Source organism: Pseudomonas serbica (assembly GCF_028823535.1).
Classification (GTDB): domain Bacteria; phylum Pseudomonadota; class Gammaproteobacteria; order Pseudomonadales; family Pseudomonadaceae; genus Aquipseudomonas; species Aquipseudomonas serbica.
The window spans coordinates 298,254-323,337 of the sequence record NZ_JAQIYM010000007.1 but is presented as its reverse complement, the minus strand read 5'-3'; the positions used below and the strand labels follow the sequence as shown (position 1 = coordinate 323,337).

The following is a 25,084-nucleotide window of genomic DNA, read 5'->3' as shown; positions in this document are numbered from 1 at the left end:
GTCCGGTTTCAGCACTGCGCCCGCGAAAGCGGGCACGGTGTTCTTTTATTCCGATCCGAGTTGCCTATGTCTGAATTTCTCAACGACCTTTCGCTGGCCGAACTGACAGCGCCCATCAACGGGGGGAGCGGCGAAGACCTGAGCTTTTCCACCCTGTTCGATCAGGTGAAAGAAGCGCGGCGAGCAGACCCCGATTATCTGACCCAGGGTGACTGGCAAACCGACCTGAAGTCTTCCGACTGGGACCTGACCCTTACCCTGGCTGCCCAAGGCCTGGCTCGACAGAGCAAGGACCTGATGCTCGTCGCCTGGCTCAGCGAAGCCCTGGCGCACAAGTACCATTTCACCGGTATCACCTTTGGCCTGACCCTGGCCGAACGCCTGCTGGACACTTTCTGGGCCGACCTCTTCCCTTCCCTCGAAGAGGGGGCCGATGAACGCGCTGCCCGCCTGGCGTGGATGAAAACAACCTTGGCCGATGTGGTGGGCGCACTGCCCATCACCCAGGGCCAAGCGTACGGCCTGCTGCGCTATGACGAATCCCGGCACGTGGAGAACCTGGCGTTGCAGAACCCCCAGGCCATGCGCGCGGCCCTCGACGAAGGCAAGATCAACGCCGAGGTGTTCCAGCGTTCGGTGGTGTTGACCGACTCCGACCACCTGCGCCAGAAAGCCTTCGAAATCGCCGCCAGCCTCAATGCCTGCCAACAACTCCAGGGCACCGCTGACAGGCTGTTCGGCGATGACGCACCGAGTTTTGCCGGGCTGCATGACGTGTTGTCCCGCGCAGGCCAACTGGCCGAGAAACTGCTCAAGGATCGCGGTATCGAACTGCACACGGCCCCTGTCGCTCCCACCCCGGTCGTCAGCGAAAACGAAGGCGCACAACCTGCAGGTGAAGCAATGACCCAGACCCAGCAAGACATTCCCGTCACGCCGCTGCGTACCACGCCGCAAACCCGCGACGAGGCGTTCACCCTGCTGGCGGGTATCGCCCAGTATTTCAAGCAGACCGAGCCCCAGAGCCCTGTCCCCTATCTGATCGAACGCGCGATCAAATGGGGCAACATGCCGCTGGAGGGATGGCTGAGCGATGTGATCAAGGACAGCAACGTGGTGGACAACATCCGCGACGTGCTGGGGACGAAGTCCTGATGGCACTGAAAAAACTGCAGGCAAAAAAAATCCCGGGCAGCTGATGGACGCCCGGGATTCAAAAATGCATAAACCGTGGTGGTGAACGCGGGGCGCATACTACGCAATGTTTCGCCCTGTAACAAGATATTTTCGTTAACCGTTCAGTTACTATAATCTATAAGCCGTTATATATCCTGATATTTTTTACGGTTAACCTCGAAACCACCTTAACTACAGGAACCAGCGATACTCACGGGCACTGATGTCATTGAGGAATGCCAGGTGGTCCTGGCGCTTGTTCTCGCAATACACATGGACGAATTCCGCGCCCAAACCTTCACGCAGTTTTTGATGGCTTTGCATGGACTGCACCGCCTCGAGCATCTCCAGCGGGAAGTCGATGCCACTGTCGCGGTCTTCGTTGAGCGGGGCGATCGGTTCGCGGCCCTGTTCAAGGCCTTGTTCCATCCCCACCAGGATGGCGGCCAGTACCAGGTACGGGTTGGCATCGGCGCCGGCCAGGCGATGTTCGACCCGCAGGTTCCTAGCGTCCGACTCCGGCACCCGCAGGCACGCGTCCCGATCCTCGAAGCCCCAACTCGCGCGCGAAGCGACGTTCACCGTGGCGCTCAAGCGCCGCATCGCGTTGTGGTTCGGCGCGAAGATCGGCATGCAGTGCGGCAACACATCCAGGCAACCGGCCACCGCATGGCGCAACGCTTGTTGCCCGTTCGCCGCCAGCAGGTTGTTGCCCGCTTCGTCGTACAGGCTCACGTGCACATGCATGCCGCTGCCGGGGTGCTGCAGGTAAGGCTTGGCCATGAAACTGGCGCGGTAGTCGTGCTTGAGGGCCACGCCTCGCGTACTGCGGCAGAACAAAGCGGCCCAGTCGGCGGCGCGCAGGCCGTCGTCCAGGTGACCGAAGTTGATTTCGAACTGACCGGGGCCCAATTCGGCGGTGATCACCGTGGCGTCGATGCCTTGGGCACGCGCGGTCTCGACCATTTCATCGAGCACCGGGGCAAAGCGCGACAGTCGTTCGATGTGCATGTTCGGCTGGTCATCGGCATCACCGGTCAGCGGGTCGCGGGCAAACTGCGGCAAGCCATCGCGCAACTGGCTATCGAACAGATAGAACTCCAGCTCGAACGCCACCACCGGAAAAATCCCCTTGCGACCCAGCCGCGCCAACACTTGGGCGAGGACTTCACGGGGTTCAAATTCGATCGGTTTTTCCGTGCCGTCGGAGGTGATCAGCATCTGCCCCAAGGGTTGCTTCTCCCAGCTCACCAGCTTGAGCGTGCCCGGCACCAGGCGCCGCAGCGCATCCGGATCGCCGTCGTTGAAGCAGTAGTCGCCGATCTTGAACAGCCCGCCCTGGGTGCCGAGCAGCACGCAGTTCTGCGGCAACTTGAGGGCACTGCCGGCGGCGACTTTTTCGAGCATTTCGATCGGGTAGCGCTTGCCGTAGAAATGCCCGGGAATGTCCAGGGAAATCAGGTCGACGTAACGCACCTCGGGGTAGCGCTGACGAAACCCACGCACTTCGGCCAGCAGATCAGAGCACACAGCATCCATCGTTTTGTTCCTTGATTGTTTTTATCAGGTGTAGACCCAGAGCACGCGGGTCAATTGGGCTGAGAGGTTGCCGTAGCGGCAGTGGGCATGGCTGGCCAGTTGAAAGCTGTCGCCGGTGCGTAGCGTCACCGGGTCGTCATCATCGAGCCACAGGGTCAGCTCGCCTTCGAGGACGTAACCGCCCTGCTCCGAGCTGTCCTTCATGTGCCGGTCGCCGCTGCTGGCACCGGGTTCCAGCTGGCTTTCGAGCATGGAAAAGGACGCGCGCATTTTTGGCGAGACCAGGATGTCGGTGATGCCGTCGGCGTAATACAGGGTGCGGCGTTCGTCCGGCCGGGTGACCCAGGGCAACGCCATGGGTTTGGGCAGGCTGTAGAAATAGGTGGTCGGCACGCCGAGGGTCTCGCTGATGGCGGTCAAGTCCGCCACCGTCGGGCGGGACAAGCCGCGCTCCACTTGCGATAGAAAACCCACGGAGCGGCCGATCTTGTCGGCCAGGTCCTTCAAGGTGTACTTCTTGTGCTTGCGCAGGTCCTGGATCAGGATCGCCAGCGCCGAAATCTCTTCTTGCATGTCCATCTAATGGCTTCCAGAAATGGCCGATTCAAATGCTGTCGCGCAGCCGGTACCAGGCTTTGCCGATGGCTTCCAGCGGCGCTGCCATGTATTTCCCGCCGGGAAAGCTGGCGTTGCTCAAACCCTGATACAACGCCAACTCATCCGGCTGGCCGAGAATGGCGTCGGACACCGCCCGTGCCCCGGCCAGGGTTGGCAGCACGCCGTGCCCGGAGTAGCCCTGCAACCAGTAGAGGTCGCCGCGTCGACCGATGTCGGGCGTGCGCTTGAGCGTCAGGTCAATGTGCCCGCCCCAGGCGAACTCCAGTTCAATGCCCTTCAATTGGGGGAACACCCTTTCCAGGCACGGCCGGGTGGCACCGGCAATGTCCTTGGGCATGCCCCCCAGATAGGTGCAGCCGCCGCCGAACAGCAGCCGGTTGTCCGGCGTGCGGCGGAAATAATCGAGCACGAACTGGTTGTCGGTGACGCAGACATTGCCCGGTAGCAGCGCGGTGGCCTGGGCCTCGGACATCGGTGCCGTGGCCACTTGATAGGTGCCAACGGGCAGTACGCAACTCGATAGCTGCGGGTCGAGCCGGTCCAGGTAGGCATTGCAGGCCAGGACCAGGACATCGGCGCGGATGCGACCGCGGTCGGTGGTGACCACGTAGCCGTTTTTGTCCTCGTGATAATTCATCGCCTTGCTTTGTTCATGAATCACACCACCCGCCCGCTCAATCGCGGCGGCCAGCCCCAAGGCCAGTTTCAGCGGGTTCAAGTGCCCGCCTTCGGGGTCGAACAGGCCGGCCTGATAGCGCTCGCTGGCCACCCACTCGGGCAACTGGGCGCGCTCGATGAAGCGCAAACCGTCATGCCCCCATTTGTGGCTGGCTTCGTGTTGCCATTCGGTCAAGAGGCTGACCCGGCGTGGCATCACGGAAGTCCATAGATGGCCGGGGCGGTAGTCGCAATCGAAGCCATGGCGTACGGGTAATTGGCGCAACTCTTTTGCTGCCCAGCGCATGCCGTCCCACAAGCGCCGTGCGCGTTCATGTCCCAGCGCGGCTTCCAGCGGTGGCATGTCACAGGACCATCCGAGAATGGCCTGGCCGCCGTTACGTCCCGATGCGGCCCAGGCGACGCGACTGGCTTCCAGCAAGGTCACGCGTTTGCCGGCCAGGGCCAGGCGTAGCGCCGTGTGCAAGCCGCTGAAGCCGGCGCCGATGATCAGCACATCGGTGTTTTGCTCGCCTTCCAATGCCGTTCGATTGACCAGGCGGTCGGCGCAGGTGTGGGCGTAGTAGCTGGCGACATGCTGGGTGGATTGCTGAAACATTACCGGCTCCATGAAATTTTATAGTTCTAATTTCATGAAAAAATACAGGTTTAATTTCATGCGTGCAAGGTTGGTATCTTCGTTGGGGATGACTTGGCGGCCTGACAGATAACCCCTCTCCCACGGCCGCCCCCGATCCACTGAAGGAGCTGGCTTGCCAGCGATGGAGGCCAATGATGACGCAGGGAGCCTGACGCCCTGCGGCGCTCTCAGGTTTTTCGCGAGCAGGCTCGCTCCCACAGGTATCGCGTACAGCCGCAAAATTCCGGTTGGCTGTCAGGCCGGCATTGCCAGCATGCCGGCGCCTTCAAACTAGCGCCTACAGGCATTTCAACTACACGTTGCTCAGCCAATAAATTTCCCACCAGTTAAAAAACTTTCACAAAAACCTCTGGACGCACCCCCACCCTTTCCCCTATAAAGCCACCTACAGGAATATTATATTCCCACCAAGAAAATGCGCTCAAGGAATGAGCCTCGCTGTCCGCTGACATTTTTTCGCTATGCGATGAGCTGCCGCCATCATCCCGAGGACGTGTCATGCAACACGAGAAAAACCATTTCATCATCAAGATCACCTGTCCCGCGGTGTCGGGCATTGTCGCGGCCGTCACCACTTATCTCGCGGACAACGGTTGCTACATCGGGGAGATGGCGCAATTCGACGACGATTTCAGCGGGCGCTTTTTCATGCGCGCGGTGTTCCGTTTCAACGATGGCCACGCCGGGGATATCCAGCAGATCAAGGCCGGTTTCAGCGACGTCGCCCAGGCCTTCGACATGCAGTGGGAACTGCATGACACCCGCGAACCCATGCGCGTGCTGCTGATGGTGAGCAAGTTCGACCATTGCCTGACCGACCTACTCTACCGCTACCACAAGGGCGAGATGGACATGACCATCACCGCCATCGTCTCCAACCACCTCGACCTGCGGCCCATGGCCGAGCGCGAGGGCATCCGGTTCATCTACCTGCCGGTGACCAAGGACACCAAGGCCCGCCAGGAAGCCGAACTAATGAAGGTGGTCGACGACACCGGCACCGAACTGGTGGTGCTGGCGCGCTACATGCAAATCCTCTCCGACGACCTGTGCAAGCAACTCTCCGGTCGGGCGATCAACATTCACCATTCCTTCCTCCCCGGTTTCAAGGGCGCCAAGCCCTATCACCAGGCGTACCAGCGCGGCGTGAAGCTGATCGGCGCCACCGCCCACTACGTCACCAGCGATCTCGATGAGGGTCCGATCATCGAGCAGGAAGTGCAGCGGGTCGATCACGTCTACCTGCCGGACGACCTCGTGGCCACCGGCCGCGACACCGAGACCGTGGCCCTGTCGAAGGCGGTCAAGTACCACCTGGAGCACCGGGTCTTCCTCAACCAGGACCGAACGGTGATCTTCCGGTGAACACTCCCCGACTGATTGACGGCAAAGCCGCCGCCGCCCGGGTGTTGATCGAGGTCCGCAAGGACGTCGACCGCCTGCGTGCGCGAGACATCCAGCCGGCCCTGGCGGTGATCCTGGTCGGCAGCGACCCGGCCAGCCAGGTGTATGTGCGCAACAAGATCCTGCGCGCCGAAGAGGTCGGCATCCGCTCCTTGGAACATCGCCTGCCCAGCGACACCCGCACCGAACAGCTGCTCGAGCTGATCGCCCGCCTGAATGCCGATCCCTCGATCCACGGCGTTCTCCTGCAACTGCCCTTGCCTGCCCATGTCGATGAACTGCGGGCACTGCAAGCCATCGATCCGGGCAAGGACGTCGACGGTTTCCACAGTGAAAACGTCGGAGGCCTCAGCCAGGGCCGCCCGGTGCTCGCGCCTTGCACGCCTAGCGGTTGCCTGTATCTGCTGGAGCAAACCTGCGGCGATCTGCGCGGCAAGCACGCGGTGGTGATCGGCCGCTCGAACATCGTCGGCAAGCCCATGGTCGCCCTGTTGCTCAAGGCCGACTGCTCGGTGACCGTGCTCCACTCGCGCAGCCCGGACCCGCAAGCCCTGTGCCGCCAGGCCGACATCGTCATCGCCGCCGTGGGCCGTCCGCGCCTGATCGACGCCAGTTGGCTCAAGCCCGGTGCGGTGGTGATCGACGTTGGTATCAATCGCATCGACGACGCCGGTCGCAGCCGCCTGGTCGGCGATGTCGACTTCGACAGTGCCCTGCCCCAGGTTGCGGCGATCACCCCGGTACCCGGTGGTGTCGGGCCGATGACCATTGCCTTCCTGATGAAAAACACCGTGACCGCGGCCCTTATGCAACACCATAGCCAATCGGAGGCCGTATGCCCTTCAATCTCCTGAAGTACGGATTGAGTTCCGAATACCCGGTCGAAGTGGACCTGCCGCCACCGCGCGAGCTGAAATCAAGCTATGACGTGGTGATCATCGGTGCCGGTGGCCACGGCCTGGCCACCGCGTATTACCTGTCCAGGTACCACGGCATCAGCAACATCGCGGTGCTGGAAAAATCCTATCTGGGCGGCGGTAACACCGCGCGCAACACGGCGGTGATCCGCTCCAATTACCTGACCAGCGAAGGCGTGCGTTTCTATGCCGAATCGGTGCGGATGTTCCAGGGCCTGTCCAACGAATTCGATTTCAACATCATGTACTCCGAGCGCGGCCAACTGACCCTGGCCCACACCGATGCCACCGTGCGCTCGTTCCGCCAGCGTGCCGAGGTCAACAAGCACTTCGGCGGGCGCACCGAAATGATCGACCGCCAGCAGATCCGCGAACTGGTGCCCAGCCTCAACCTCGACCCCGGCCACCTGCCGGTGATCGCCGGCCTCTGGCACATCGACGGCGCCACCGCACGCCACGATGCCGTGGCCTGGGGCTACGCCAAGCAGGCGGCCAAGCGCGGCGTGGAAATCCACCAGCTCACCGAAGTGCAGGACCTGATCATCGAGAACGGTGCGATCACCGCCGTGAAGACCAATCGCGGCACGATCAAGTGCGGCTGCGCGGTGCAGGCGATTGCCGGGCACAGCTCGCTCCTGATGGCCAAGGCCGGGATTCGCTCGCCGATCCAGACCTTCCCGCTGCAAGCCATGGTCACCCAGCCGTTCAAGCCCTTTCTCGATCCACTGGTGAGCTCATCGGCGCTGCACTGTTATGTGCAACAGACCAGCCGCGGCGAGGTGGTGTTCGGCGGTGGCTCCGATCCGTACCCGCTGTTCAACACCCGTTCCACGCTCGATTTGAAGGAAAGCCTGCTGGCCCACGCCATCGAGATGTTCCCGTTCCTGGCCAACGCCAAGCTGATGCGCCAGTGGGCCGGGATCACCGACATGACCCCCGACTACAGCCCGATCATGGGCCTGTCGCCGGTGAAAAATTATTACCTGGACGCCGGTTGGGGTACCTGGGGCTTCAAGGCCACGCCCATCTGCGGCAAGACCATGGCCGAACTGGTGGCCAGCGGCGGCAAGGTCCCGGAGCTGATCAAGCCGTTCGGCCTGGAGCGCTTCTCGACCTTCCGGCAAGTCAACGAAATGGGCGCCACGGCGGCCAGTCACTGAGGGAGAGCGGACCATGAAAATCATCCATTGCCCGCTTAACGGGCCACGCAACATCAGTGAGTTCACCTATGGCGGTGAGTTCAAGCCCATGCCCGATCCAGTGACGTGCAGCGATGCCGAGTGGGCTGACTACGTGTTCAACACCGACAACCTCGCCGGCGTGGTGCGCGAATGGTGGATGCACACGCCTTCGAGCTACTGGTTTCTCGCGGAACGTCACACGGTGACCGACGAAATCCTGCGCACCTTCGACCCCAAAGAACTTTTCACCGCTCGCGTCGACACCCAGGAGATCGCCGGATGAACCGCCTACCCGCCCCGATGGGCCTGCTGATCGACCGTGACCAGCCCCTTGATTTCAGCTTCGATGGCCAACCGTTCCAAGGCCTGCAAGGCGACAGCATCGCCAGCGCCCTGCTCGCCAACGGCCGCTTCCTGATTTCCCGCTCGTTCAAATACCATCGCCCGCGTGGCCCGCTGACCATGGCCGGGCAGGACGCCAACAGCCTGGTGCAACTGCCCCAGGAACCCAACGTCCTGGCCGATGCCCACGCGCTGGCGGCTGGTTTGCAGGTGACGGCGCAGAACGTCAATGGCTCGCTGGACAACGACCGCGATGCGTACCTGGGCAAGTTCTCCAAATTCATGCCGGTGGGCTTCTACTACCGCTCGTTCTACAAGCCCAAGGGCATGTGGAAAGTCTGGGAACCGATCATTCGCAAGAAGGCCGGCCTGGGCATCCTGGACCTCAAGTTCCAGCCCGAATACTACGACAAGGCCTACCTGTTCACCGACCTCGCCGTGATCGGCGCCGGTCCCGCCGGACTGCACGCGGCACTGACCGCGGCCAACGCCGGGGCCAAGGTGCTGCTCGTCGAGCAACAGCCGGTTCTCGGCGGGTCGCTGACCTATGCGCGCTTCGACATCGCCGGTACCCGCGCCGACGCCTTGCGCCGCGAACTGCTGGCGGCGGTGCAGCAGCACGCCAATATCCGCATCCTTACCGAGGCGACCTGCAACGCCTGGTTCACCGACAACTACCTGCCGGTGATCCAGGGTAAACGGATGTACAAGGTGCGCGCCCGCCAGTGCCTGGTGTGCAGCGGTGCGTTCGACCAGCCGGTGGTGTTTCGCAATAACGACTTGCCCGGCGTGATGCTGACCAGCGCCGCACAGCGCCTGATGAAGCTGTACGCGGTCAAGCCGGGCAAGCGCGCGGTGGTGCTGACTGGCAACGATGACGGTTATCTCGCCGCGCTGGATCTGTTTGACCAGGGCGTGGAAGTCGCCGCGGTGGTGGACCTGCGTCATGGCCCGTGCGATGAAGCCCTGCTCGCCGCGCTGGCGCAACGCAAGATCCCCTGCCAGCGCAACAGCACCGTGTACGAAGCCCTGCACGAAAAAGGCCTGCGCCACGTCAACGGCGTCGACGTGCGCCAGATCACCGCCCAGGGCCAGGTCGCCGAGAGCGGGCAGCACCTGGCCTGCGACCTGCTGTGCATGTCCGCCGGCTACATGCCGGTCTATCAACTGCTGTGCCAGGCCGGTGGCAAGCTGGCCTACGACGATCAACGCGCTGAATTCACCCTCAGCGGGCTGCCGCAGAACCTCGCAGTCGCAGGCTCGGTCAATGGCCGTCACCGTCTCGACAACGTGATCGCCGACGGCGTCAATGCCGGGGCCGACGCCGCCGCTGCGCTCGGGCTTGCGGTCGGCGCGCAACGGGTGCCCTTGAGCAGCGAGGTGCGGGTCAACTTCAACTGGCCGATCTTCCCCCACCCCAAAGGCAAGGACTTCGTCGATTTCGACGAGGACCTGCAAGTGGCGGACATCGTCAATGCCACGCGCATCGGCTATCGCGACGTGCAACTGGTCAAGCGTTATTCCACTGTGGGCATGGGCCCCTCGCAAGGCCGTCACTCGGCGCTGCCGACCGCGCGCCTGGTCGCCTGGGCCACCCAGCGCAACATCAGCGAAACCGGGGTGACCACCGCACGCCCACCCTTTGTCGCGGAAAAACTCGCCCACGTCGCCGGTCGCGCCTTCGACCCGTATCGGCAAACCCCCATGCATGCCCGGCACCTGCAGGCCGGGGCGAAGATGATGCCGGCGGGCATCTGGCAGCGCCCGGCCTACTACGGCCATGCCAGGGACCGCGAGGCGTGCATGCAGGCCGAAGCGCTGCATGTGCGCAACAAGGTCGGCATCATCGACGTCTCGACCCTGGGCGGGCTGGATGTGCGCGGCCCGGACGCCGCCGAACTGCTCAACCGGATGTACACCTTTGCCTTCCTCAAGCAGCCGATCGGGCGATCCCGTTATGCGCTGATGACCAATGAACACGGGGTGGTGATCGACGACGGCGTCTGCGCGCGGTTCGCCGAAAATCACTTCTACGTCACCGCCACCACCAGCGGCGTGGATCGCATCTATCAGCAGATGCTCAAGTGGAACGCGCAATGGCGACTGGACGTGGACGTCGCCAACGTCACGGCTGCGATCTGCGCGGTCAACGTCGCCGGCCCCGACTCGCGCAAAGTGCTGGAGAAGGTTTGCAGTGACCTCGACCTCAGTGCTGCCGCGTTCCCCTACCTCGGCGTGCGCCAGGGCACCGTGGCCGGCATCAAGACGCGGCTGTTGCGGGTCGGGTTCGTCGGCGAACTGGGTTATGAAATCCACGTACCGGCACGCCATGGCCTCACGCTGTGGGACGCGCTGATGAACGCCGGCAAGGCCCATGACATCCGCCCTTTCGGCGTGGAGACCCAGCGTTTGCTGCGCCTGGAAAAAGGCCATGTGATCATCAGCCAGGACACCGATGGCATGACCCACCCGGCGGAAATCGACATGGGCTGGGCCGTCAGTCGCAACAAGCCGTTCTTCGTCGGGCGCCGCTCGGTGGACATCCTCGAAGCCCAACCACAAACCCGCAAACTGGTGGGCTTCACCTTGCCCAGGGACAGCCTGCAACCGCTCGAAGGTCATCTGGTACTGAACGGCCCGGACATCAGCGGCAACGTCACGTCCTGCGAGTACTCGGCGAGCCTGGGCAAGATCATCGGCCTGGCGTACGCCGGCATCGACCAGAGCACAGCCGGACAACGGATCCCGATCCGCGTCGAAGGTGGCCGCGTGGTCCAGGCCGAAGTCGTTTCGTTACCCTTTTTCGATCCCGCCAACCTGCGCCAGGAGCTTTGAGCCATGACCAGCCTGACACAACAACACAGCGCCGGTCAGCCGGCCCTCGCCCTCCTGCCCCGCTGTGCGCTGACTGACCTGACCGACCTGCCCCGGGTCGGCTTTCGCGGCGCCGGCAGCGCGGCCTATTTGCAGGGTCGGCACTTCGTGCTGCCAGACGCGCCCAACCACGCCGTCAGCCAGGTTGACGGCAGCTGGGTAGCGCGCCTGTCCCAGACCGAATACCTGCTGCTGGGCAGTACCCAGGACCAGGGCGAACGCGTCGCCGACGAAGAGGCTCGCTGGGAGTTGGATCATCAAGCCAACTACCTGCTGCCGCGCCAGGACAGCCATGCGTGGTTTCAGCTCAGTGGCGAGCATTTGTCCGAGGTCATGGCCAAACTCTGCGGCGTGGATCTGAGTACCCAGGTGTTCGGCCCCGGGGCCGTGGCGCAGACATCGGCTGCGCGTATCAACGTGATTGTGATCAACGCCACGGCTGCGCAACAGCCGAGGTTTTATATCCTCTGTGACCGGGCATCGATGGCTTATTTTCAGGAGGCGTTGCTGGACGCGATGGAGGAGTTTTCGGGCATGGCATAAAAGATTAATACCTACGCTCACGATCAGGCGGCCGGGCGGCGGCCCCCTGTGGGAGCGAGCCTGCTCGCGAAAAACCTGAGAACACCGCGGGGTGTCAGGCTTCACGCGTCAGCGTTGACCTCCATCGCTGGCAAGCCAGCTCCTACAGTGTGATTTGTGGCCATACGCAGCTTTCGTGTGCGCTGTGGAACCTGAGCTGGCTTGCCAGCGAAGAGGTCGGCGCATCCAACATCACGGGTGACTGACACACCGCCTTCGCTGGCAAGCCAGCTCCTACAAGGGATTTGTGGCCATACGCAGCTTTCGTGTGCGCTGTGGAACCTGTAGGAGCTGGCTTGCCAGCGAAGAGGCCGGCACATCCAACAGCTCTGGTGACTGACACACCGCCTTCGCTGGCAAGCCAGCTCCTACAGTGGATCGGGTACGGCCGTGGGAGTTGGGTTGGCTGTAAGGTCGCCTTCGCGAGCAGGCGCGCGGTTACCTGAAGAAATGACTGGGGGTCTTGCCGAACTGTTTCTTGAACATGCTGGTGAACGCACTGGGGCTGTCGTAGCCCAGCTCTCCGGCAATGTCGATGATCTTCTCGCCGACGGCAATACGCTCCAGGGCCAGCAGCAAACGCGCCTGCTGACGCCATTGGCCAAAGGTCATCCCGGTTTCCTTGCGGAACAGGCGCTGGATGGTTTTCTCGTCGAGGTCCAGGCGTGCGCTCCAGTGCGCCAGGGTCGAGCCATCGCCGGGATCGCGCTGCAACGCTGAACACACCGCCTTGATCCGCGGGTCCGTAGGCTGAGGCAGGTGCAAAGGCAGGGTCGGCAAGATCCGCAGTTCATCGAGGATCAGGCGCATCACCCGGCCTTCGCGCGAATCCGCTTCGTAGGGCGCAGTGATCTGCACCGAAACCTTGATCAACTCACTGAGCAACGCCGAAATACTCACCGCCCTGGGTTCCGCTGGCATGTCCGCAGCCGCCTCGGGACGTACAAACAGGCTGCGCATTTTCAACGGCCCGACGCAGCGGATCGAGTGAATGTGCCGGCTCGGCATCCAGATCCCACGGCTGGGCGGCACCGTCCACTGGCTCAATCCCGAGTGCACCACCATCACGCCTTCGATGGCGTAGATCAGTTGGTGGGCTTGATGCGAGTGCGCTTCGATCACCCAGTTTTCCGGGTAGTCGGTGGCGCTGCTGCTCACGGCGCAGGCGCGCCCGTCGATCTCCCTGAGGAATTCATCCAGCGACTTGATCATGATGCCCTTTTTGCGATAGTCGATTCCCGAATTGCGCGAGACAGGCAATCGGACGCCCCCTAGGATAGCGCTGAACCCTGAAATGGCCAGCGCTTTTACCCAGTGCCCGCCGTGCTTTTTCTCTGGAAGGATCCCATGTCCATCAGTACCACCGCCTCCGCCACTACCTCCAAGAAGGCCACCGCCTCGGTGGCCAGCCAGGCCAGCCCGTTGGTGATGCGCGTCATCGGTGCCTGTGCCCTGGCGCACCTGATCAACGACCTGATCCAGGCCGTGCTGCCGTCAATCTACCCGATGCTCAAGGCCACCTATGGCCTGACCTTCACCCAGGTCGGCCTGATCACCCTGACCTTTCAACTGACCGCTTCGCTGCTGCAACCCTGGGTCGGCTACTACACCGACCGCCACCCCAAGCCGTGGCTGCTGCCGGCCGGCATGGTCTGCACCCTGATCGGTATTCTGATGCTGGCTATGGTCGGCAGCTTCGGGGCGATCCTGGTGGCTTCAGCCCTGGTGGGCATTGGCTCCTCGACCTTCCACCCGGAAACGTCCCGCGTCGCACGCCTGGCCTCGGGTGGACGCTATGGCCTGGCCCAGTCCACCTTCCAGGTCGGGGGCAACGCCGGCAGCGCCTTCGGCCCGTTGCTGGCAGCGGCCATCGTCATCCCCTACGGCCAGGGTAACGTCGCCTGGTTCGGCCTGTTCGCGGTCTTCGCCATCCTCGTGCAATACGGCCTGAGCCGCTGGTACCGCAACCACCTGAACCTGTTCAAGCTCAAGCAAGGCACCCAGGCCACCCATGGCCTGTCCAGGCAGCGGGTGAGTTTCGCCCTGGTGGTCCTGGCCTTGCTGGTGTTCTCCAAGTATTTCTACATGGCCAGCTTCACCAGCTACTTCACCTTCTACCTGATCGAGAAGTTCGACCTGTCGGTGGCCAGTTCGCAGCTGTACCTGTTCCTGTTCCTCGGCGCCGTAGCGGCCGGCACCTTCTTCGGCGGCCCGATCGGCGACCGGATCGGGCGCAAGCAGGTGATCTGGTTCTCGATCCTCGGTGCCGCGCCCTTCACCCTCGCCCTGCCCTATGTCGACCTGTTCTGGACGGGCGTACTGAGCATGATCATCGGCTTCATCCTCGCCTCGGCCTTCTCGGCCATCGTGGTCTTCGCCCAGGAACTGGTGCCCGGCAACGTCGGCATGATCGCCGGGGTGTTCTTCGGCCTGATGTTCGGTTTCGGCGGCATCGGCGCCGCGCTGCTCGGGCACCTGGCGGATATCCACGGCATCGAGTACGTGTACACACTGTGCTCGTTCCTGCCGTTGCTGGGGATCCTCACGATCCTGTTGCCGTCTACCAAAGGCGTTTAGCGGCCAGGTTATGCGCCAGCGTCAAGGCATTGCCCAGTGCCGCGCCGCTGGCGGTGTTGTCGAAGATGCACCAGGCAGCCAGTCCGTCGGCGGCGGCTGCCTGCATCTCGCCTGCCAGGCGTTCCAGCCGCGGCAGGTCATAGGGGCTGTGATAGATGCGCGGCGAGCCGTGCAGCCGCCAGTATCGGAACCCCGGCCAGCCCCGAGGCGTCGAGTCGGTGCTGATGCGCGAAGGATCCACCGCAGCCTGGGCGACGCGATAGTGCACCAGCAATGCCTCGGCTCCTGTCCAGGATTCATGTCGGGGCTCAAGCACCACAGGCCCGGAAAAACACCGCCTGAGACTGACGAAAAACGCCTCGGCCAGCGCCTCGACGAATTCCAGCGACGGCGGCAACTGCACCAGCAGGCCCCCCAGACGATCGCCCAACCCGGCACATTGCAGCACAAATTCCTCGAGCGCCTGGTTACAGTCCTGCAAGCGCTGCACATGGGTGATCTGCTTGGGCACCTTGACGCTGAAGCGAAAACCGTCCGGTACGCTGGCGCCCCAGCGCTGGTAGGTTTGGACGCGATGCGGGCGATAAAACGAGCTGTTGATCTCGACGCAGTTCAGTCGTGCCGCATAACGCTGCAAGTGGGTGCCCGCAGCCGTAAAGGCAGCCGAATATTCCCGGCCCAGGCTCCAACCGGCGCACCCTGTGAAAATTGACTGAACGTTCACATCCATCCACCTCTCCCCCCCCAGCTTATGACTAAGGGCGCGAAGCGGCTGCAGCGGTTCCTTTTTTCATTCACGACAGCGGATCAATGGTCGAGCGCCATAAGTGATCGCCTTTACCTGCAAACAGTTGCAACCAACGGGCATCAATCCCGGTCGACATCGAAAAGCCAGGCATGGGGGTTTGCAGATGATAGGCGTGATTGTGCCAGTCCATAACGAGGAACAGCGCCTCGAAGAGTGCATCGAGTCGCTGCTGGCGGCAGCTTTTCACCAGGACCTGGACCGTGAAGAAGTCAGGATCCTGATCGTCCTCGACGACTGCACCGACGCTTCCCTGGACATCGCCCAGGCCTATGACGTGTGGACGCTGAGCTGCAACCACCGCAACGTTGGCAAAACCCGGGCCCAGGGTGCCGAACACCTGCTGGCGAAGGATGCACGCTGGCTGGCCTTCACCGATGCCGACAGCGTGGTCCCCGATACCTGGCTGGCAGAGCAGATCCGCTTCAACGCGGATGCAGTCTGCGGCCTGGTCGAAGTCAGCGACTGGTCCGAACACCCGGAGCGGGTGCGCGAGCGCTACCACGCCAGTTATCACACCGTAGACGGTCACCGGCATATCCATGGCGCCAACCTCGGTGTTTCCTCGGCGGCCTACCGCAAGGCAGGCGGATTCCAGGCCTTGCCCGCCCACGAAGATGTGCAGCTGGTCGCTGACCTGGAGCGCAGCGGCGCGCGCATCATGTGGACGGGGAGGAACCGGGTCACGACCAGCGCTCGCCAGCACTGCCGGTGCCGCGAAGGCTTTGGTGACTACCTCAAGTCGTTGGCCTTTTAACTATTGGCAGGTCTCGGCAAGGTCAATCGAGGTCGCCGAGCGGCTCCAGTATTCGAGCAGGAAATCCGCTTCTTCATGGCGCACCAGGCGATGCAGGTGCAGGCGTTCGGCAAGCGCCCCGTGAACGTCGCGGCCGTCCTGCGAACAACCCTCGATCGGATGCAACCAGTGGCAGGCCAGCACGCTGCCCGCCGGGCCCAGGCTGCGCAAGGTCTGCTCGATGACCTGATGCCATTCGCCTGCATCGAGGAAGTAGCCCACCTCGCTCAGCACGATAAGATCAAACTCTCCGCTGGGCCAATCCTGGGGAATACGGGCCTGTTCGACGCGGACATGCTGCAAGCCGCTCAAGCGCTGGCGCGCCAGTGTCACCGCCTTCGCGTTGATGTCCTGGCAGAACAAGGCATCGCTGCGCCCGGCCAGCACCGCACTGAGTTCACCGTTGGCACAGGCCGGCTCGAACACACGCTGATAACGCTGGCGCGTCAGGCTGGCCAGCGTCAGTTCGCGCTTGCGCTTTTCGTACCAGCGGGTCCGAAAGGACCAGGGGTCATCGCTGGCCTCGAACATTTGCTTGAAGTAGTCGGGCGAGAGGCTCATAGGAACACCAGTTCAAAAGGTTGCAGCAGGCGTTCGAGGGTTTCTCGACTCAAGACCGCCGGTGCCTGTCCCTCAGGGCTGACCTGTGAGACATGGGCGGCAATGGCCTGGCGCTTTTGCGCCAACACCTGCGGTTCAAGCCGGTATTTGTGCGCCCGCGCCCAGGGGATCCGGGCATCGTCCGGCCGCGCCCAATGCCACGCCCAGACCGGCACTTCGATCAAGCAGGCCCCTTGCTGAGCGACCGCACAGGCAGTCGCCCGGCCGGTCGCTTCGTGATCGCAGTGGCCGTCCAGTCGCCAGGTGGTGATCACCCGATCGTGCGGGCGGATCAATGCCATCAGCCGCTCGATCAATAACGCCTCCTGCCCCGCCACGCCACTGTCGGGCAAACCCAGGCGCTGCCAGTCCAGTGCAGTGACATCGAGCCCCATGCAGGCGAGCGCGCGCATGCTCTCTTTCGGGCGCTGTTGTCGCAGGCGCGTCGGAGTCCAGTGCCGTGACTGCGGATGGCTGGCTTCGCCATCGGTGACCGCGATCAGCAGGACGTCGGCCTCCCTGCCCTGCATCCCGGCCAGGATGCCCGCGCAACCGAGGACTTCATCGTCAGGATGCGGGGCGACCACCACCAGGCGCTGCCCGGTGGGCACCAGTTGACGGTGGGTGATGGTGGGCACCCGCGCCAACCGTTCACTGGCCTGCCATTGGGCCAGCGATGTGCCCGGGCCCTGGATGAGATTTGGCCCTTGAGAAACCGGCTCGGCGCTCACAGCTCCCAACCCTCTTGCGGGTGCACGGCAAGCTGCTTTCCAAGCTGCGCCAGGTCCTTTTGCGCATGGCTCTGACGCACGAAGACCGGCAGGTCGGCAGCGAGCCTGGCGAAGTGACTGTCACGACAGAACGGTGTGGCCCCCAACCCGCGCCCGACATGGGCCAGCACGCTGTCCACCACGACTTCGACCTGGGCACGCAGGCGTCGGACCGGAAGTTGCGCTGAGCCTTGGGGGTTGTCATCGATCCAGTGAGCGGTCTCCCGAAGCACCGCCCGGGCTGCGCACAGCGCCGTATCGACGGCCCCCAGATGAGCCTGCGCATGGGCGTCGCAATACGGCTGCGTACAGTGCTGGCGAAGGTAACCGGCGAGCGCGCAGGCGGCGCCGTACCAGCACGCGGCAATCCCGCCGCCACCATGCCAGAAGCCGGGTCGGTCGACATACTGCCCGGGCGCCCCGACACAACGGCCAAGCGCGCCTTCGAACAGCAGGTCGACACTGGCTGTACTGCCCATGCCAACCGCCTGCCATCCCTCCTCGAGCAGTTTGATCGTGGGCTGGCGCAACGTGACCGCGACCAACTGCGGTCGCTGCTGTTCGTCCCATGCCGTCACGAGCGCATGATCGAGCACGGCGGCGCCGGAACACCAGGCTTTGCGCCCTTGCAGGTACACGTTGCCTGCCTGCCGATCGACGATGTTGAGCCGGGCAAAGGCCGGCTCGGCCGCCCAGGTTCCCCAGCTGCCCGCGGCCGCAGGCCAGTCGGGCTCGAGTTCTTTCATGATCGCCAACGCATCGGTATGGCCTTCGAACAACTTGACCAGCCCCAGGTCGCTGGCGGAGACGGTGGCCAGGGTGCGCCAGCGCTCCAGCGTACGGCCTTGCCCCGGCATTGGCAGGTCGGCAAATCCAGCGCTGATCAGTTGTTGCAGCAGCGGTTGCAGCGCAGCGTCCGCGGTGCGTATCGCAGGCCGGCAGGCAAACGTCTGCAGCAGACTGTCGAGGGTTGCCGCATGGCTCATGCCGATTCTCCCTGGTCGCGACTCAGTGCTCTTGATATTCAAGACTTGAAGTTGAGAGGCAAGCGGCCTGCAGGAGTTCATTGCATCTGCGCTGGAAAGGCTGAGCCAGTTTTTAGAACCACCCACGCCCGGGCAATGTCTCTGTTCTATAGACACCCTTCAATCGATGGGCAACGGCGGAGAACGCAGATGACCAGCTCGCCAGCGCATGCTCGCGCGCAAAAATTGATGTTTGAACGCAACGGCTGGGTGCCGAATAACCCGCGCCTGCCGGTGCTGATCTATCCCAAGGCCATCGCTGTCCAGGGCGACGATCCCGCAGCGCTGTTCGAGCAAACCTTCAGCGCCAACGGCTGGCCGCCGCAATGGCGCTACGGGGTATATGACTATCACCACTACCACACCGAAGGCCATGAAGTGCTTGGGGTGGCCAGCGGGCACGCACGCCTGATGCTGGGCGGACCCGATGGCGTTGTGCTGGAAGTCGGTGCCGGGGATGTACTGCTGTTGCCGGCCGGCACCGGCCACTGCAACCTGGATTCGAGCGACGACTTCCTGGTGATCGGCGCCTACCCGCCGGGCCAGCACGCCGACATTTGCCGTGAAGCACCGAGCGCTGCGCAACAGCAGAGCATCGACACCCTGCCGTTTCCCGATCAGGACCCGGTGCAGGGTGGCCATGGCGCGGTGAGCGAACATTGGTCAAAAGGCCAGCCGTGAAAAATCCCGAACTCGTAGCCCAGGCCTAGCTCCAATGTTTACCCACAGGAGGCCAGCGCCATGAACAACGATGACCGCATCACCCCTGCCGACACGCCGACCGAGGAGGATGAAAGCCTTGCGCCTTCGCCCCCCGAAACCACCGAGGAGCAAGCCGAGGACCTGCAGCGCAAAGTTGACGAGATACAACGCAAGGTGGCGGACGGCAACTGATCCGCCGTTGCATCATTGCCGGCGGGTTACGATCAACGCCACCACGGCGATGCGCTCCACCCGTTCATAACCGGGTTTGAGCAGTTCCTCGCCGAACACGTCGGGGTCCAGCTCTCGATAGGTCCAGTCGTACCTGTCCTCGCCCAGCAGCGGCTGGACGGACTCCAGGAAGGGGTCGCCGCCGGCGACCATTGCCACCCCGGTGTACAGCACCAGGCTGCCGTTCTTGTCCAGGCGCGGCAGCGATTCGCGCACGATGCGCAGCGACAAGGCTTCCCCCAACGCGCCGCCGCCATGGCGATAGGCGCGTTGCTGGCTGTCGTTCATGTAGGGCGGATTGGCGATGATCAGGTCGAACTGCCCTTCGACACTGCCCAACACATCGCTGTGGTAAGCGCTGACATTGCTCGCCTGGGCCAGCTCGGCATTTACCGCCGACAAGCGCAGCGCCCGTGGATTGATATCCACCGCCAACACTTCGGCATCCGGCCGGGCAAGGGCGACCACCAGCGCGCCAATGCCGGACCCGCAGCCGATGTCCACCGCTCGCCGCACGGGTTCCGCGCGCTGCTGCAAATAGGCTTCGATCAATTGCGCAAAACGGTAGCTGTCGGGCCCGAAAAATACCGAATCGGACTGCGTGGTGGGGTACGCCGAATGGGCAATCAGTAAGCGCCCCAGGCTTGACCAGCGCACGGTGCTACGCCACAGATTGCCCGCTTTCTCGACGATGCCCGCCTGTTCCAGTTCAGCCAGTTGTTCTGCTGAGAACAGCCTGTGATCGAAGGGCATCGACCAGCCGAACGCATCCCGCAGGTCCTTGGCCAAGGGCGGCGCAAAGCGCTGGCACACCCGTTCGTGGGTCAAGGGCGTCGGGGTGATGAAACGGTAGTCTTCGGCAGCGAGAAGCCTGCCCAGCTCCAGCAATGTGCGATCGGCGATCTGTTGTCCTGACATGCATGACTCTCCTGAAATCAGCGCAAACGGGCCACGCATTCAATAAAACGTCGGGTGGCGTAGAGTCCCGCGGGGCGACAATGGCGCTGTGCCGACAGCCACGGGATCAATAACTGCAACTGTTGCCGCGCAGACTGGCCGTGCAGGGAATCCTGCAACGCCTTGAGCTCAGGGTCGTTCGCAAAGGCCGCATCGGCGAGGGCATCGTCGGAGGGCACCCGGCGTGGCACTGGCTGGCGTTGCGGGTCTTGCCAGTCACCGGCGATCCAGTCGTGCAGCAGCTGTTTTTCGTAGCCACTGAACACGCCGAACATGGCCGCCGTATCGCCCTCGATCAACTGCCAGAAACGGCTGTCCCGGGGTGGACCGTGGCGTTTTATCCAGCCCTTGCGTTGCAGCGCGCCGAGAAAATCCTCGATCTGGCCCGGCGTCGCCAGCCACTGGTTGACGGTCTGGCCTTCGACCTGGCAGTAATCGGAATGCATGTGCTGGCCGAAGCCGCGTTTGCGTTCGAGCATGGCGACCACTTCCTGGTGCAGGTCGAAACCTGCAATCACCGCCGTCGAGCCTGGCCCCAGGTCATTGAGTCGATAGCCGGCGGCGACCCGCCGATAGAATTCTTCGCGCCCCTGCTCCATCGGCATCAGGTCGAGCAGCGCTTCGATCGCCTTGCGCCCGTGACCGCTGCTGACGTTGTCGATTGTCACGTGCAGGGTGAAGTAGTACGGGTCGATCCCCAGCTCCCGCAGTTCATAGGCGCTGATCAGCAGGTGCAGCGGCAATTGCTCATAGCCGAGGTTGTAGCCGATCACCTCGGGCATGAACATCTCGCTGCACTGCCCCAATGCGAGTTGAATCGCACCCTGGCGAAAGTGTTCGTCGAGCAGCCCCTGCCGGTCGCCACAGTCGTGCGCAGCCAGCAACTTGCGGTAGATCACCACGTGATTCTGCCGGTGATCGCCGTTGCCCAGCTCTTCCAGATAAGTGCTCAGCAGCCCGTCATACCGCAGGTCCTGCCAGTGCTCAAGCACACCGGTCAGCCAAGCGCCATCGACCTCCTTGGTCGGGGCCACCCGCTGCAGGAAAAACAGGGCATGGGCTTTGTTCGAGAAATACCGACGTGGCCCGCCCTGCTTGCGCGCTTCGAGGTAGAAGGCATAGTCGCGCGCGACATCGGCGCAATGTTGTTCCGACCATGCCGCCAACTGTCCTGGCGCTTCGGGCAGATCACAGGGGAGCTCGGCGGCCTCGGCCAGTTGCTCGCGCAGAAACTGTTCGCCCAGCGTTCGAGCTTGCGGGTCGTTGCTGTACAGCAAATCGTAGAGTTCGCGGTACTGGCCACCGGCGTCGGCATCCGCAAGCGTCGAAGGCGAACCTGTCAAGGGCGTGAATAGGGTCATTGGCTGTTCTCCTGGGCAGTACTTCGATCTATCACCGGGCGCTTTTCCTAGCGCCTGTCGTCGGACAAAGGTGTTTGCTCATCTGCCTCAGGCAGCTTCCTGTCGCGCTCGTTCCATTCCTGCTCGCCCTCTTCATCGTCGAGGTCGGCCTGTTTAAGGGGATCGTATTTGCCCGGATCGTCCGACGTGGGTAGCGTCTTGTCCGGGTCTTGTTTGTTGTCCTGAAAAGTCGATTCGCTGGACATGTCTCACCTCACAAACCGGGCCCGGGTTTTCCGGGTCGTACAGCTTTGAAGGCGTCCAGGGGATTGCGTGCGTTCGAGTAGACGAGCGGCATACACCCTTGCAGGAGATCGACATGCCAGCGAAGGCGCCCTCCCAATCAACCACTCTCTCGCGACTGTACCCGACCTACTGTAGGAGCCGGCTTGCCGGCGAAGGCTCCCTCCCAGTCAACCAGTCTCTCGCGACTGTACCCGATCTACTGTAGGAGCCGGCTTGCCGGCGAAGGCGCCCTCCCAGTCAACCACTCTCTCGCGGCTGTACCCGACCTACTGTAGGAGCCGGCTTGCCGGCGAAGGCTCCCTCCCAGTCAACCACGCTCTCGCGGCTGTACCCGATCTATTGTGGGGCCTGCCGACGATGGCGGCCTGACAGCCGACCTGTTCCCAAGTGAACGCATCCCCCTGTAGAAGCTGCCGAAGGCTGCGATCTTTTGATCTTCTATTCAGCCCGATCAATCCGATCCAGCGCCCGACTCACCGCCAGCTCGCCGAGCATGATGACCTGGGCAATCCCCAACAGGGTATTGCGACTCGTCCCTTCCATATGATCCGCCAGATCCAGCGTCATCACATTGGCCGAAGCCAGCGACTCACAGGCATGGGCCAGCAGGGTTTCGGTATCGAGTTCCGGGTTGACGATGAACATGGTGCAAAGCTTGCGCGGAGTGGCCTGGATATCGGCGGCTGAGGGGATGCGTTCGGAGGGTGTTACCGGATCGGTGTCCGGCGGGTTTGGGGTCGGCTTGATCATATGCTGTGTTCTCTAGTTGAGTGCCGCCCTTCTGCTACTAAACGAAAAGGGAGGCAACTGTACGCAGGTTAGTAGACCGGGGAACTCAGCTAAGCCGGCGCGCCCGAAAGCGCCCTACGTACAGCCACCATCAAAATACAGGTATGGAAATACCTGTCAGACGGATGCACGTGCAGCCAAATTACCGCGGGCTACTAAACCCGATCACTGACCATCAGTGACGCGAACCAAGTTACCGAGCAGCTCCAAGGCGCACAAGCCGGCGGATTCTGGCGTAACCGTAGGCAACGGCGCAAGGCGCTGTGGCTTTCGGGAAGTAACCTGGCTGGCGTTTAAACACGCTGCAAATTGCTCGAAAAAGCACTGCCAACAGAGCTGGAACAACCCTTGCTCCAAACGCTTGCATGCCGTGGGATACCGCCGCGTATCCTCCTTTTGTCAAACCCACAAACTTCCTACAGATCTGACGCGCCGCCATCTCGGACGCATCCTACGCGCAACCCGGAAGTGTCCTATTTCGACCTCTGGCCGCTTCTTGAAAGCTGTCGTGTACTTGAACTAGGGTGGAAATGAAGCCTCCCCCGTATGCCTATCCATACCAAGGAGGACTTAACGTGAACGACCTGACCGAAGCCAATGCCCCTGTCGCTGAAAACCGGACCAGCAAGCAACACCCCATTGTGGTTGCGTATCACCAGTCAACCCAGTGCTACTTTCGCCCCGAGACCGAAGAGCTGGTCTTTATTGCGGACGCCGAGGCGGGCGAGTTCGAAAACCACTGGCAAGATATGGCCCACCGGGTGAATGAGTTCCACCTGGCCAAGGAACGCTACACCAGAGTGCTTGAAAAGTATGTCGAGGCGGTTTCAACCACCACGCTGTCTCCCTTGGAAGCTGAAGCGCATGCCAAGGAAGTGACGGCGGCGGAAAGCCGGCTCGAGGCAGAACAAGAGGCGCTCCGCAAAAAGCTCGGCAGTTTTTCCCAGGAAAAAATGAGCTATGACGATGTCGTCGAATTGCTTCCAGTAGCCGGTACGGGGAAGAAACACAAAAACGGGACCAAGGCCAACCGCTATGCCTATGTCAAAAAAGGCTACTTCAGCAAAGGCCAGGATGGCCGCACGCTGCACACGGTGTCCTTGAAAGGCAACAAAAAGAAAGGCGCCGAGAACAGCATCTACGGTAAGGACAAGCATGGTAACCGACGCATCGATACGCTGAAGCTCAAGGAGCAACTGACCACCCTGGAGTGGCCAAAACTTAAGCTGGAGTTGAGCGACGTCATCAAGTGGACCGGTCTGGATTTCGATCCTGAAGCCTTTAATCAGGACGTTACCTTGTTCGACTGGGCTGAAAGCTGGAACGAAAGCCTAGTGGGCAAGACCGAGTTGGGCAAGAACGTCGACGTTTCCGGTGCCGCGCAGTTCATGCGCTTGGTGTCCAACGTCGGGGCCAGCACCGAATTCGCCCCAAACAAAGGCAATGTCGCGATCAAGGGCGAAGCGAAGGCCGTCATGACCGTCGCTTCCGGCATGGTTAACCTCCCTATCTATGTGCCGGACCGCATGGGTTGGTCATTGTCCTATACCAATGCTAAAGGCAATGACTTCGACATGGGAATGTTGCGCTTGTATCTGACACCTGAGTTGGCTGGTTTCGTCGGTGCCTCGGTGCAACTCGAAGGGCAATTGCAGGTGGTGACCAAAGGTGATCAGCAATTTCTCGCTGGTCAGCCCAATGGCCGATTACCCCGTTTCAAGGAAAGAAGAACCAGGGGGGCGGCGTTCCATCAGCAAATGGCCGCCGAAGATGAAGGCCTGCAAATCACCGGCGAAGCCTTTGCCGGCGCCCGGGTCGAGGGCAGTCTCAAAGGCGGACTGCAATGGCTTAAACCCACACCGCCAGCGGACATCAATCCCGGTCTCGCCGGACTATTGAAGTCCAGCGGCGAATTCAAAGAGTTCTGCAGTATTGGTGGCAGCATTGCCGGTTTGGCCGGGGCAGGGGCCGGTGGCAAGTTCTATTGCACTTTTATAAACGGGAAATTTTGTTTTCATGTGGCGGCCAGTTTGTGTTGGGGAATAGGGGCCAAGGGCGGGCTTATTGGCGAAGTGGGTGTCAATACGATTACGGAGTTTGGGGCTTGGTTGGTTTATCAGCTGTATCGACTGAATTATAGTTTTTTTGACTTGGTGAAAAAAGATGCCTTCAATGCATATAGTCAGTATTGTGTAATGCAAATGGATGATATGCAGAGCAACTTATAAAAAACTC

The 25,084-nt window shown here is 62.1% G+C and carries 24 protein-coding genes; 12 read left to right on the top strand and 12 right to left on the bottom strand.

Features of this window, described 5'->3' with window-relative positions:
- Positions 1–66: 66 nt before the first annotated feature.
- A complete protein-coding gene (tssA, locus tag NQL71_RS13950; RefSeq protein ID WP_166620562.1) occupies positions 67–1,155 on the top strand; it encodes a type VI secretion system protein TssA in 1,089 nt (362 codons plus the stop codon).
- Between the two features lie 213 nt (positions 1,156–1,368).
- On the opposite strand, the gene NQL71_RS13945 is transcribed toward tssA, so the two are convergent.
- The 3 genes from NQL71_RS13945 to NQL71_RS13935 are packed head-to-tail and all read right to left on the bottom strand — an operon-like array spanning position 1,369 to position 4,609.
- Positions 1,369–2,715, bottom strand: coding sequence for a glutamine synthetase family protein (locus NQL71_RS13945; protein ID WP_248687674.1), 1,347 nt, complete (start codon positions 2,713–2,715; stop codon positions 1,369–1,371).
- Positions 2,716–2,739: 24 nt separating this feature from the next.
- Positions 2,740–3,294, bottom strand: a complete 555-nt coding sequence (locus NQL71_RS13940; RefSeq protein WP_274642824.1) for a helix-turn-helix domain-containing protein — start codon at positions 3,292–3,294, stop codon at positions 2,740–2,742.
- 25 nt (positions 3,295–3,319) lie between these two features.
- Positions 3,320–4,609 carry an NAD(P)/FAD-dependent oxidoreductase gene (locus tag NQL71_RS13935; protein WP_274642823.1) on the bottom strand — a complete coding sequence of 430 codons (1,290 nt, stop codon included), beginning with the start codon at positions 4,607–4,609 and terminating at the stop codon, positions 3,320–3,322.
- Positions 4,610–5,149: 540 nt separating this feature from the next.
- Here NQL71_RS13935 and purU point away from each other — a divergent pair.
- Genes purU through NQL71_RS13905 form a run of 6 tightly spaced genes read left to right on the top strand, consistent with a single transcriptional unit; the run spans position 5,150 to position 11,912 of the window.
- On the top strand, positions 5,150–6,016 hold the full coding sequence (gene purU / locus NQL71_RS13930) for a formyltetrahydrofolate deformylase (protein ID WP_046820318.1): 867 nt from the start codon (positions 5,150–5,152) through the stop codon (positions 6,014–6,016).
- Positions 6,013–6,909 (top strand): bifunctional methylenetetrahydrofolate dehydrogenase/methenyltetrahydrofolate cyclohydrolase FolD, encoded by an 897-nt coding sequence (folD, locus tag NQL71_RS13925; RefSeq protein WP_274642822.1) that lies wholly within the window; start codon positions 6,013–6,015, stop codon positions 6,907–6,909. The genes purU and folD overlap by 4 nt, the downstream gene beginning before the upstream one ends.
- Positions 6,891–8,132 carry an FAD-dependent oxidoreductase gene (locus NQL71_RS13920; protein WP_046820320.1) on the top strand — a complete coding sequence of 414 codons (1,242 nt, stop codon included), beginning with the start codon at positions 6,891–6,893 and terminating at the stop codon, positions 8,130–8,132. Before folD ends, NQL71_RS13920 begins: the two co-directional genes overlap by 19 nt.
- Before the next feature lie 13 nt (positions 8,133–8,145).
- Positions 8,146–8,436, top strand: coding sequence for a sarcosine oxidase subunit delta (locus NQL71_RS13915; RefSeq protein ID WP_077183087.1), 291 nt, complete (start codon positions 8,146–8,148; stop codon positions 8,434–8,436).
- Positions 8,433–11,330 carry a 2Fe-2S iron-sulfur cluster-binding protein gene (locus tag NQL71_RS13910; protein WP_274642821.1) on the top strand — a complete coding sequence of 966 codons (2,898 nt, stop codon included), beginning with the start codon at positions 8,433–8,435 and terminating at the stop codon, positions 11,328–11,330. Before NQL71_RS13915 ends, NQL71_RS13910 begins: the two co-directional genes overlap by 4 nt.
- A 3-nt stretch (positions 11,331–11,333) precedes the next feature.
- Complete coding sequence (locus tag NQL71_RS13905; protein WP_274642820.1) at positions 11,334–11,912, top strand: sarcosine oxidase subunit gamma; 579 nt, start codon at positions 11,334–11,336, stop codon at positions 11,910–11,912.
- Positions 11,913–12,389: 477 nt separating this feature from the next.
- Here the strand turns inward: NQL71_RS13905 and NQL71_RS13900 are convergent, their stop codons facing one another.
- Positions 12,390–13,211 carry an AraC family transcriptional regulator gene (locus NQL71_RS13900; protein ID WP_077183084.1) on the bottom strand — a complete coding sequence of 274 codons (822 nt, stop codon included), beginning with the start codon at positions 13,209–13,211 and terminating at the stop codon, positions 12,390–12,392.
- Positions 13,212–13,298: 87 nt separating this feature from the next.
- On the opposite strand from NQL71_RS13900, the gene NQL71_RS13895 reads away from it, so the two are divergent.
- Complete coding sequence (locus NQL71_RS13895) at positions 13,299–14,528, top strand: MFS transporter (RefSeq protein ID WP_046820330.1); 1,230 nt, start codon at positions 13,299–13,301, stop codon at positions 14,526–14,528.
- Here NQL71_RS13895 and NQL71_RS13890 read toward each other — a convergent pair.
- Positions 14,512–15,258 (bottom strand): DUF72 domain-containing protein, encoded by a 747-nt coding sequence (locus NQL71_RS13890; protein WP_274642819.1) that lies wholly within the window; start codon positions 15,256–15,258, stop codon positions 14,512–14,514. The two genes, NQL71_RS13895 and NQL71_RS13890, sit on opposite strands and share 17 nt — an antisense overlap.
- Positions 15,259–15,439: 181 nt before the next feature.
- Between NQL71_RS13890 and NQL71_RS13885 the strand changes: the two genes are divergently transcribed.
- Entirely contained in the window at positions 15,440–16,090 is a 651-nt protein-coding gene (locus NQL71_RS13885; RefSeq protein WP_274642818.1) for a glycosyltransferase family 2 protein, read from the top strand.
- Here NQL71_RS13885 and NQL71_RS13880 read toward each other — a convergent pair whose 3' ends face one another.
- The 3 genes from NQL71_RS13880 to NQL71_RS13870 are packed head-to-tail and all read right to left on the bottom strand — an operon-like array spanning position 16,091 to position 18,485.
- Positions 16,091–16,690, bottom strand: a complete 600-nt coding sequence (locus tag NQL71_RS13880; protein WP_274642817.1) for an SAM-dependent methyltransferase — start codon at positions 16,688–16,690, stop codon at positions 16,091–16,093.
- Positions 16,687–17,460: a PIG-L deacetylase family protein gene (locus NQL71_RS13875; protein WP_274642816.1), complete on the bottom strand. Its 774-nt coding sequence runs from the start codon at positions 17,458–17,460 to the stop codon at positions 16,687–16,689. The genes NQL71_RS13880 and NQL71_RS13875 overlap by 4 nt, the downstream gene beginning before the upstream one ends.
- The gene (locus tag NQL71_RS13870) at positions 17,457–18,485 is read right to left on the bottom strand and encodes an acyl-CoA dehydrogenase (protein ID WP_274642842.1); all 1,029 of its coding nucleotides are present in this window, start codon (positions 18,483–18,485) and stop codon (positions 17,457–17,459) included. The genes NQL71_RS13875 and NQL71_RS13870 overlap by 4 nt, the downstream gene beginning before the upstream one ends.
- A 189-nt stretch (positions 18,486–18,674) precedes the next feature.
- Here NQL71_RS13870 and NQL71_RS13865 point away from each other — a divergent pair, with 189 nt between their 5' ends.
- Both NQL71_RS13865 and NQL71_RS13860 read left to right on the top strand, forming a co-directional pair.
- Positions 18,675–19,205 carry a cupin gene (locus NQL71_RS13865; RefSeq protein ID WP_052760687.1) on the top strand — a complete coding sequence of 177 codons (531 nt, stop codon included), beginning with the start codon at positions 18,675–18,677 and terminating at the stop codon, positions 19,203–19,205.
- Positions 19,206–19,265: 60 nt separating this feature from the next.
- Positions 19,266–19,418 (top strand): hypothetical protein, encoded by a 153-nt coding sequence (locus NQL71_RS13860; RefSeq protein ID WP_162837853.1) that lies wholly within the window; start codon positions 19,266–19,268, stop codon positions 19,416–19,418.
- A 12-nt stretch (positions 19,419–19,430) separates the two neighbouring features.
- On the opposite strand, the gene NQL71_RS13855 is transcribed toward NQL71_RS13860, so the two are convergent.
- The 4 genes from NQL71_RS13855 to NQL71_RS13840 all read right to left on the bottom strand — a co-directional run bounded on the left by NQL71_RS13855 (position 19,431) and on the right by NQL71_RS13840 (position 22,810).
- Entirely contained in the window at positions 19,431–20,375 is a 945-nt protein-coding gene (locus NQL71_RS13855; protein WP_248687665.1) for a methyltransferase, read from the bottom strand.
- Between the two features lie 17 nt (positions 20,376–20,392).
- Positions 20,393–21,775, bottom strand: coding sequence for an iron-containing redox enzyme family protein (locus tag NQL71_RS13850; protein WP_274642815.1), 1,383 nt, complete (start codon positions 21,773–21,775; stop codon positions 20,393–20,395).
- Between the two features lie 47 nt (positions 21,776–21,822).
- Positions 21,823–22,020 carry a hypothetical protein gene (locus NQL71_RS13845; RefSeq protein WP_166621358.1) on the bottom strand — a complete coding sequence of 66 codons (198 nt, stop codon included), beginning with the start codon at positions 22,018–22,020 and terminating at the stop codon, positions 21,823–21,825.
- Positions 22,021–22,498: 478 nt separating this feature from the next.
- Complete coding sequence (locus NQL71_RS13840; protein WP_077183075.1) at positions 22,499–22,810, bottom strand: DUF6124 family protein; 312 nt, start codon at positions 22,808–22,810, stop codon at positions 22,499–22,501.
- A 614-nt stretch (positions 22,811–23,424) separates the two neighbouring features.
- Between NQL71_RS13840 and NQL71_RS13835 the strand changes: the two genes are divergently transcribed.
- Entirely contained in the window at positions 23,425–25,077 is a 1,653-nt protein-coding gene (locus tag NQL71_RS13835; RefSeq protein ID WP_274642814.1) for a hypothetical protein, read from the top strand.
- Positions 25,078–25,084: the final 7 nt, after the last annotated feature.

Coding starts and splice junctions, on each gene's coding strand:
- tssA (WP_166620562.1), top strand. CDS start 67: ATGTCTGAATTTCTCAACGACCTTTCGCTGGCCGAACTGACAGCGCCC.
- NQL71_RS13945 (WP_248687674.1), bottom strand. CDS start 2,715: ATGGATGCTGTGTGCTCTGATCTGCTGGCCGAAGTGCGTGGGTTTCGT.
- NQL71_RS13940 (WP_274642824.1), bottom strand. CDS start 3,294: ATGGACATGCAAGAAGAGATTTCGGCGCTGGCGATCCTGATCCAGGAC.
- NQL71_RS13935 (WP_274642823.1), bottom strand. CDS start 4,609: ATGTTTCAGCAATCCACCCAGCATGTCGCCAGCTACTACGCCCACACC.
- purU (WP_046820318.1), top strand. CDS start 5,150: ATGCAACACGAGAAAAACCATTTCATCATCAAGATCACCTGTCCCGCG.
- NQL71_RS13920 (WP_046820320.1), top strand. CDS start 6,891: ATGCCCTTCAATCTCCTGAAGTACGGATTGAGTTCCGAATACCCGGTC.
- NQL71_RS13915 (WP_077183087.1), top strand. CDS start 8,146: ATGAAAATCATCCATTGCCCGCTTAACGGGCCACGCAACATCAGTGAG.
- NQL71_RS13910 (WP_274642821.1), top strand. CDS start 8,433: ATGAACCGCCTACCCGCCCCGATGGGCCTGCTGATCGACCGTGACCAG.
- NQL71_RS13905 (WP_274642820.1), top strand. CDS start 11,334: ATGACCAGCCTGACACAACAACACAGCGCCGGTCAGCCGGCCCTCGCC.
- NQL71_RS13895 (WP_046820330.1), top strand. CDS start 13,299: ATGTCCATCAGTACCACCGCCTCCGCCACTACCTCCAAGAAGGCCACC.
- NQL71_RS13890 (WP_274642819.1), bottom strand. CDS start 15,258: ATGGATGTGAACGTTCAGTCAATTTTCACAGGGTGCGCCGGTTGGAGC.
- NQL71_RS13885 (WP_274642818.1), top strand. CDS start 15,440: ATGATAGGCGTGATTGTGCCAGTCCATAACGAGGAACAGCGCCTCGAA.
- NQL71_RS13880 (WP_274642817.1), bottom strand. CDS start 16,690: ATGAGCCTCTCGCCCGACTACTTCAAGCAAATGTTCGAGGCCAGCGAT.
- NQL71_RS13870 (WP_274642842.1), bottom strand. CDS start 18,485: ATGAGCCATGCGGCAACCCTCGACAGTCTGCTGCAGACGTTTGCCTGC.
- NQL71_RS13865 (WP_052760687.1), top strand. CDS start 18,675: ATGACCAGCTCGCCAGCGCATGCTCGCGCGCAAAAATTGATGTTTGAA.
- NQL71_RS13860 (WP_162837853.1), top strand. CDS start 19,266: ATGAACAACGATGACCGCATCACCCCTGCCGACACGCCGACCGAGGAG.
- NQL71_RS13855 (WP_248687665.1), bottom strand. CDS start 20,375: ATGTCAGGACAACAGATCGCCGATCGCACATTGCTGGAGCTGGGCAGG.
- NQL71_RS13850 (WP_274642815.1), bottom strand. CDS start 21,775: ATGACCCTATTCACGCCCTTGACAGGTTCGCCTTCGACGCTTGCGGAT.
- NQL71_RS13845 (WP_166621358.1), bottom strand. CDS start 22,020: ATGTCCAGCGAATCGACTTTTCAGGACAACAAACAAGACCCGGACAAG.
- NQL71_RS13840 (WP_077183075.1), bottom strand. CDS start 22,810: ATGATCAAGCCGACCCCAAACCCGCCGGACACCGATCCGGTAACACCC.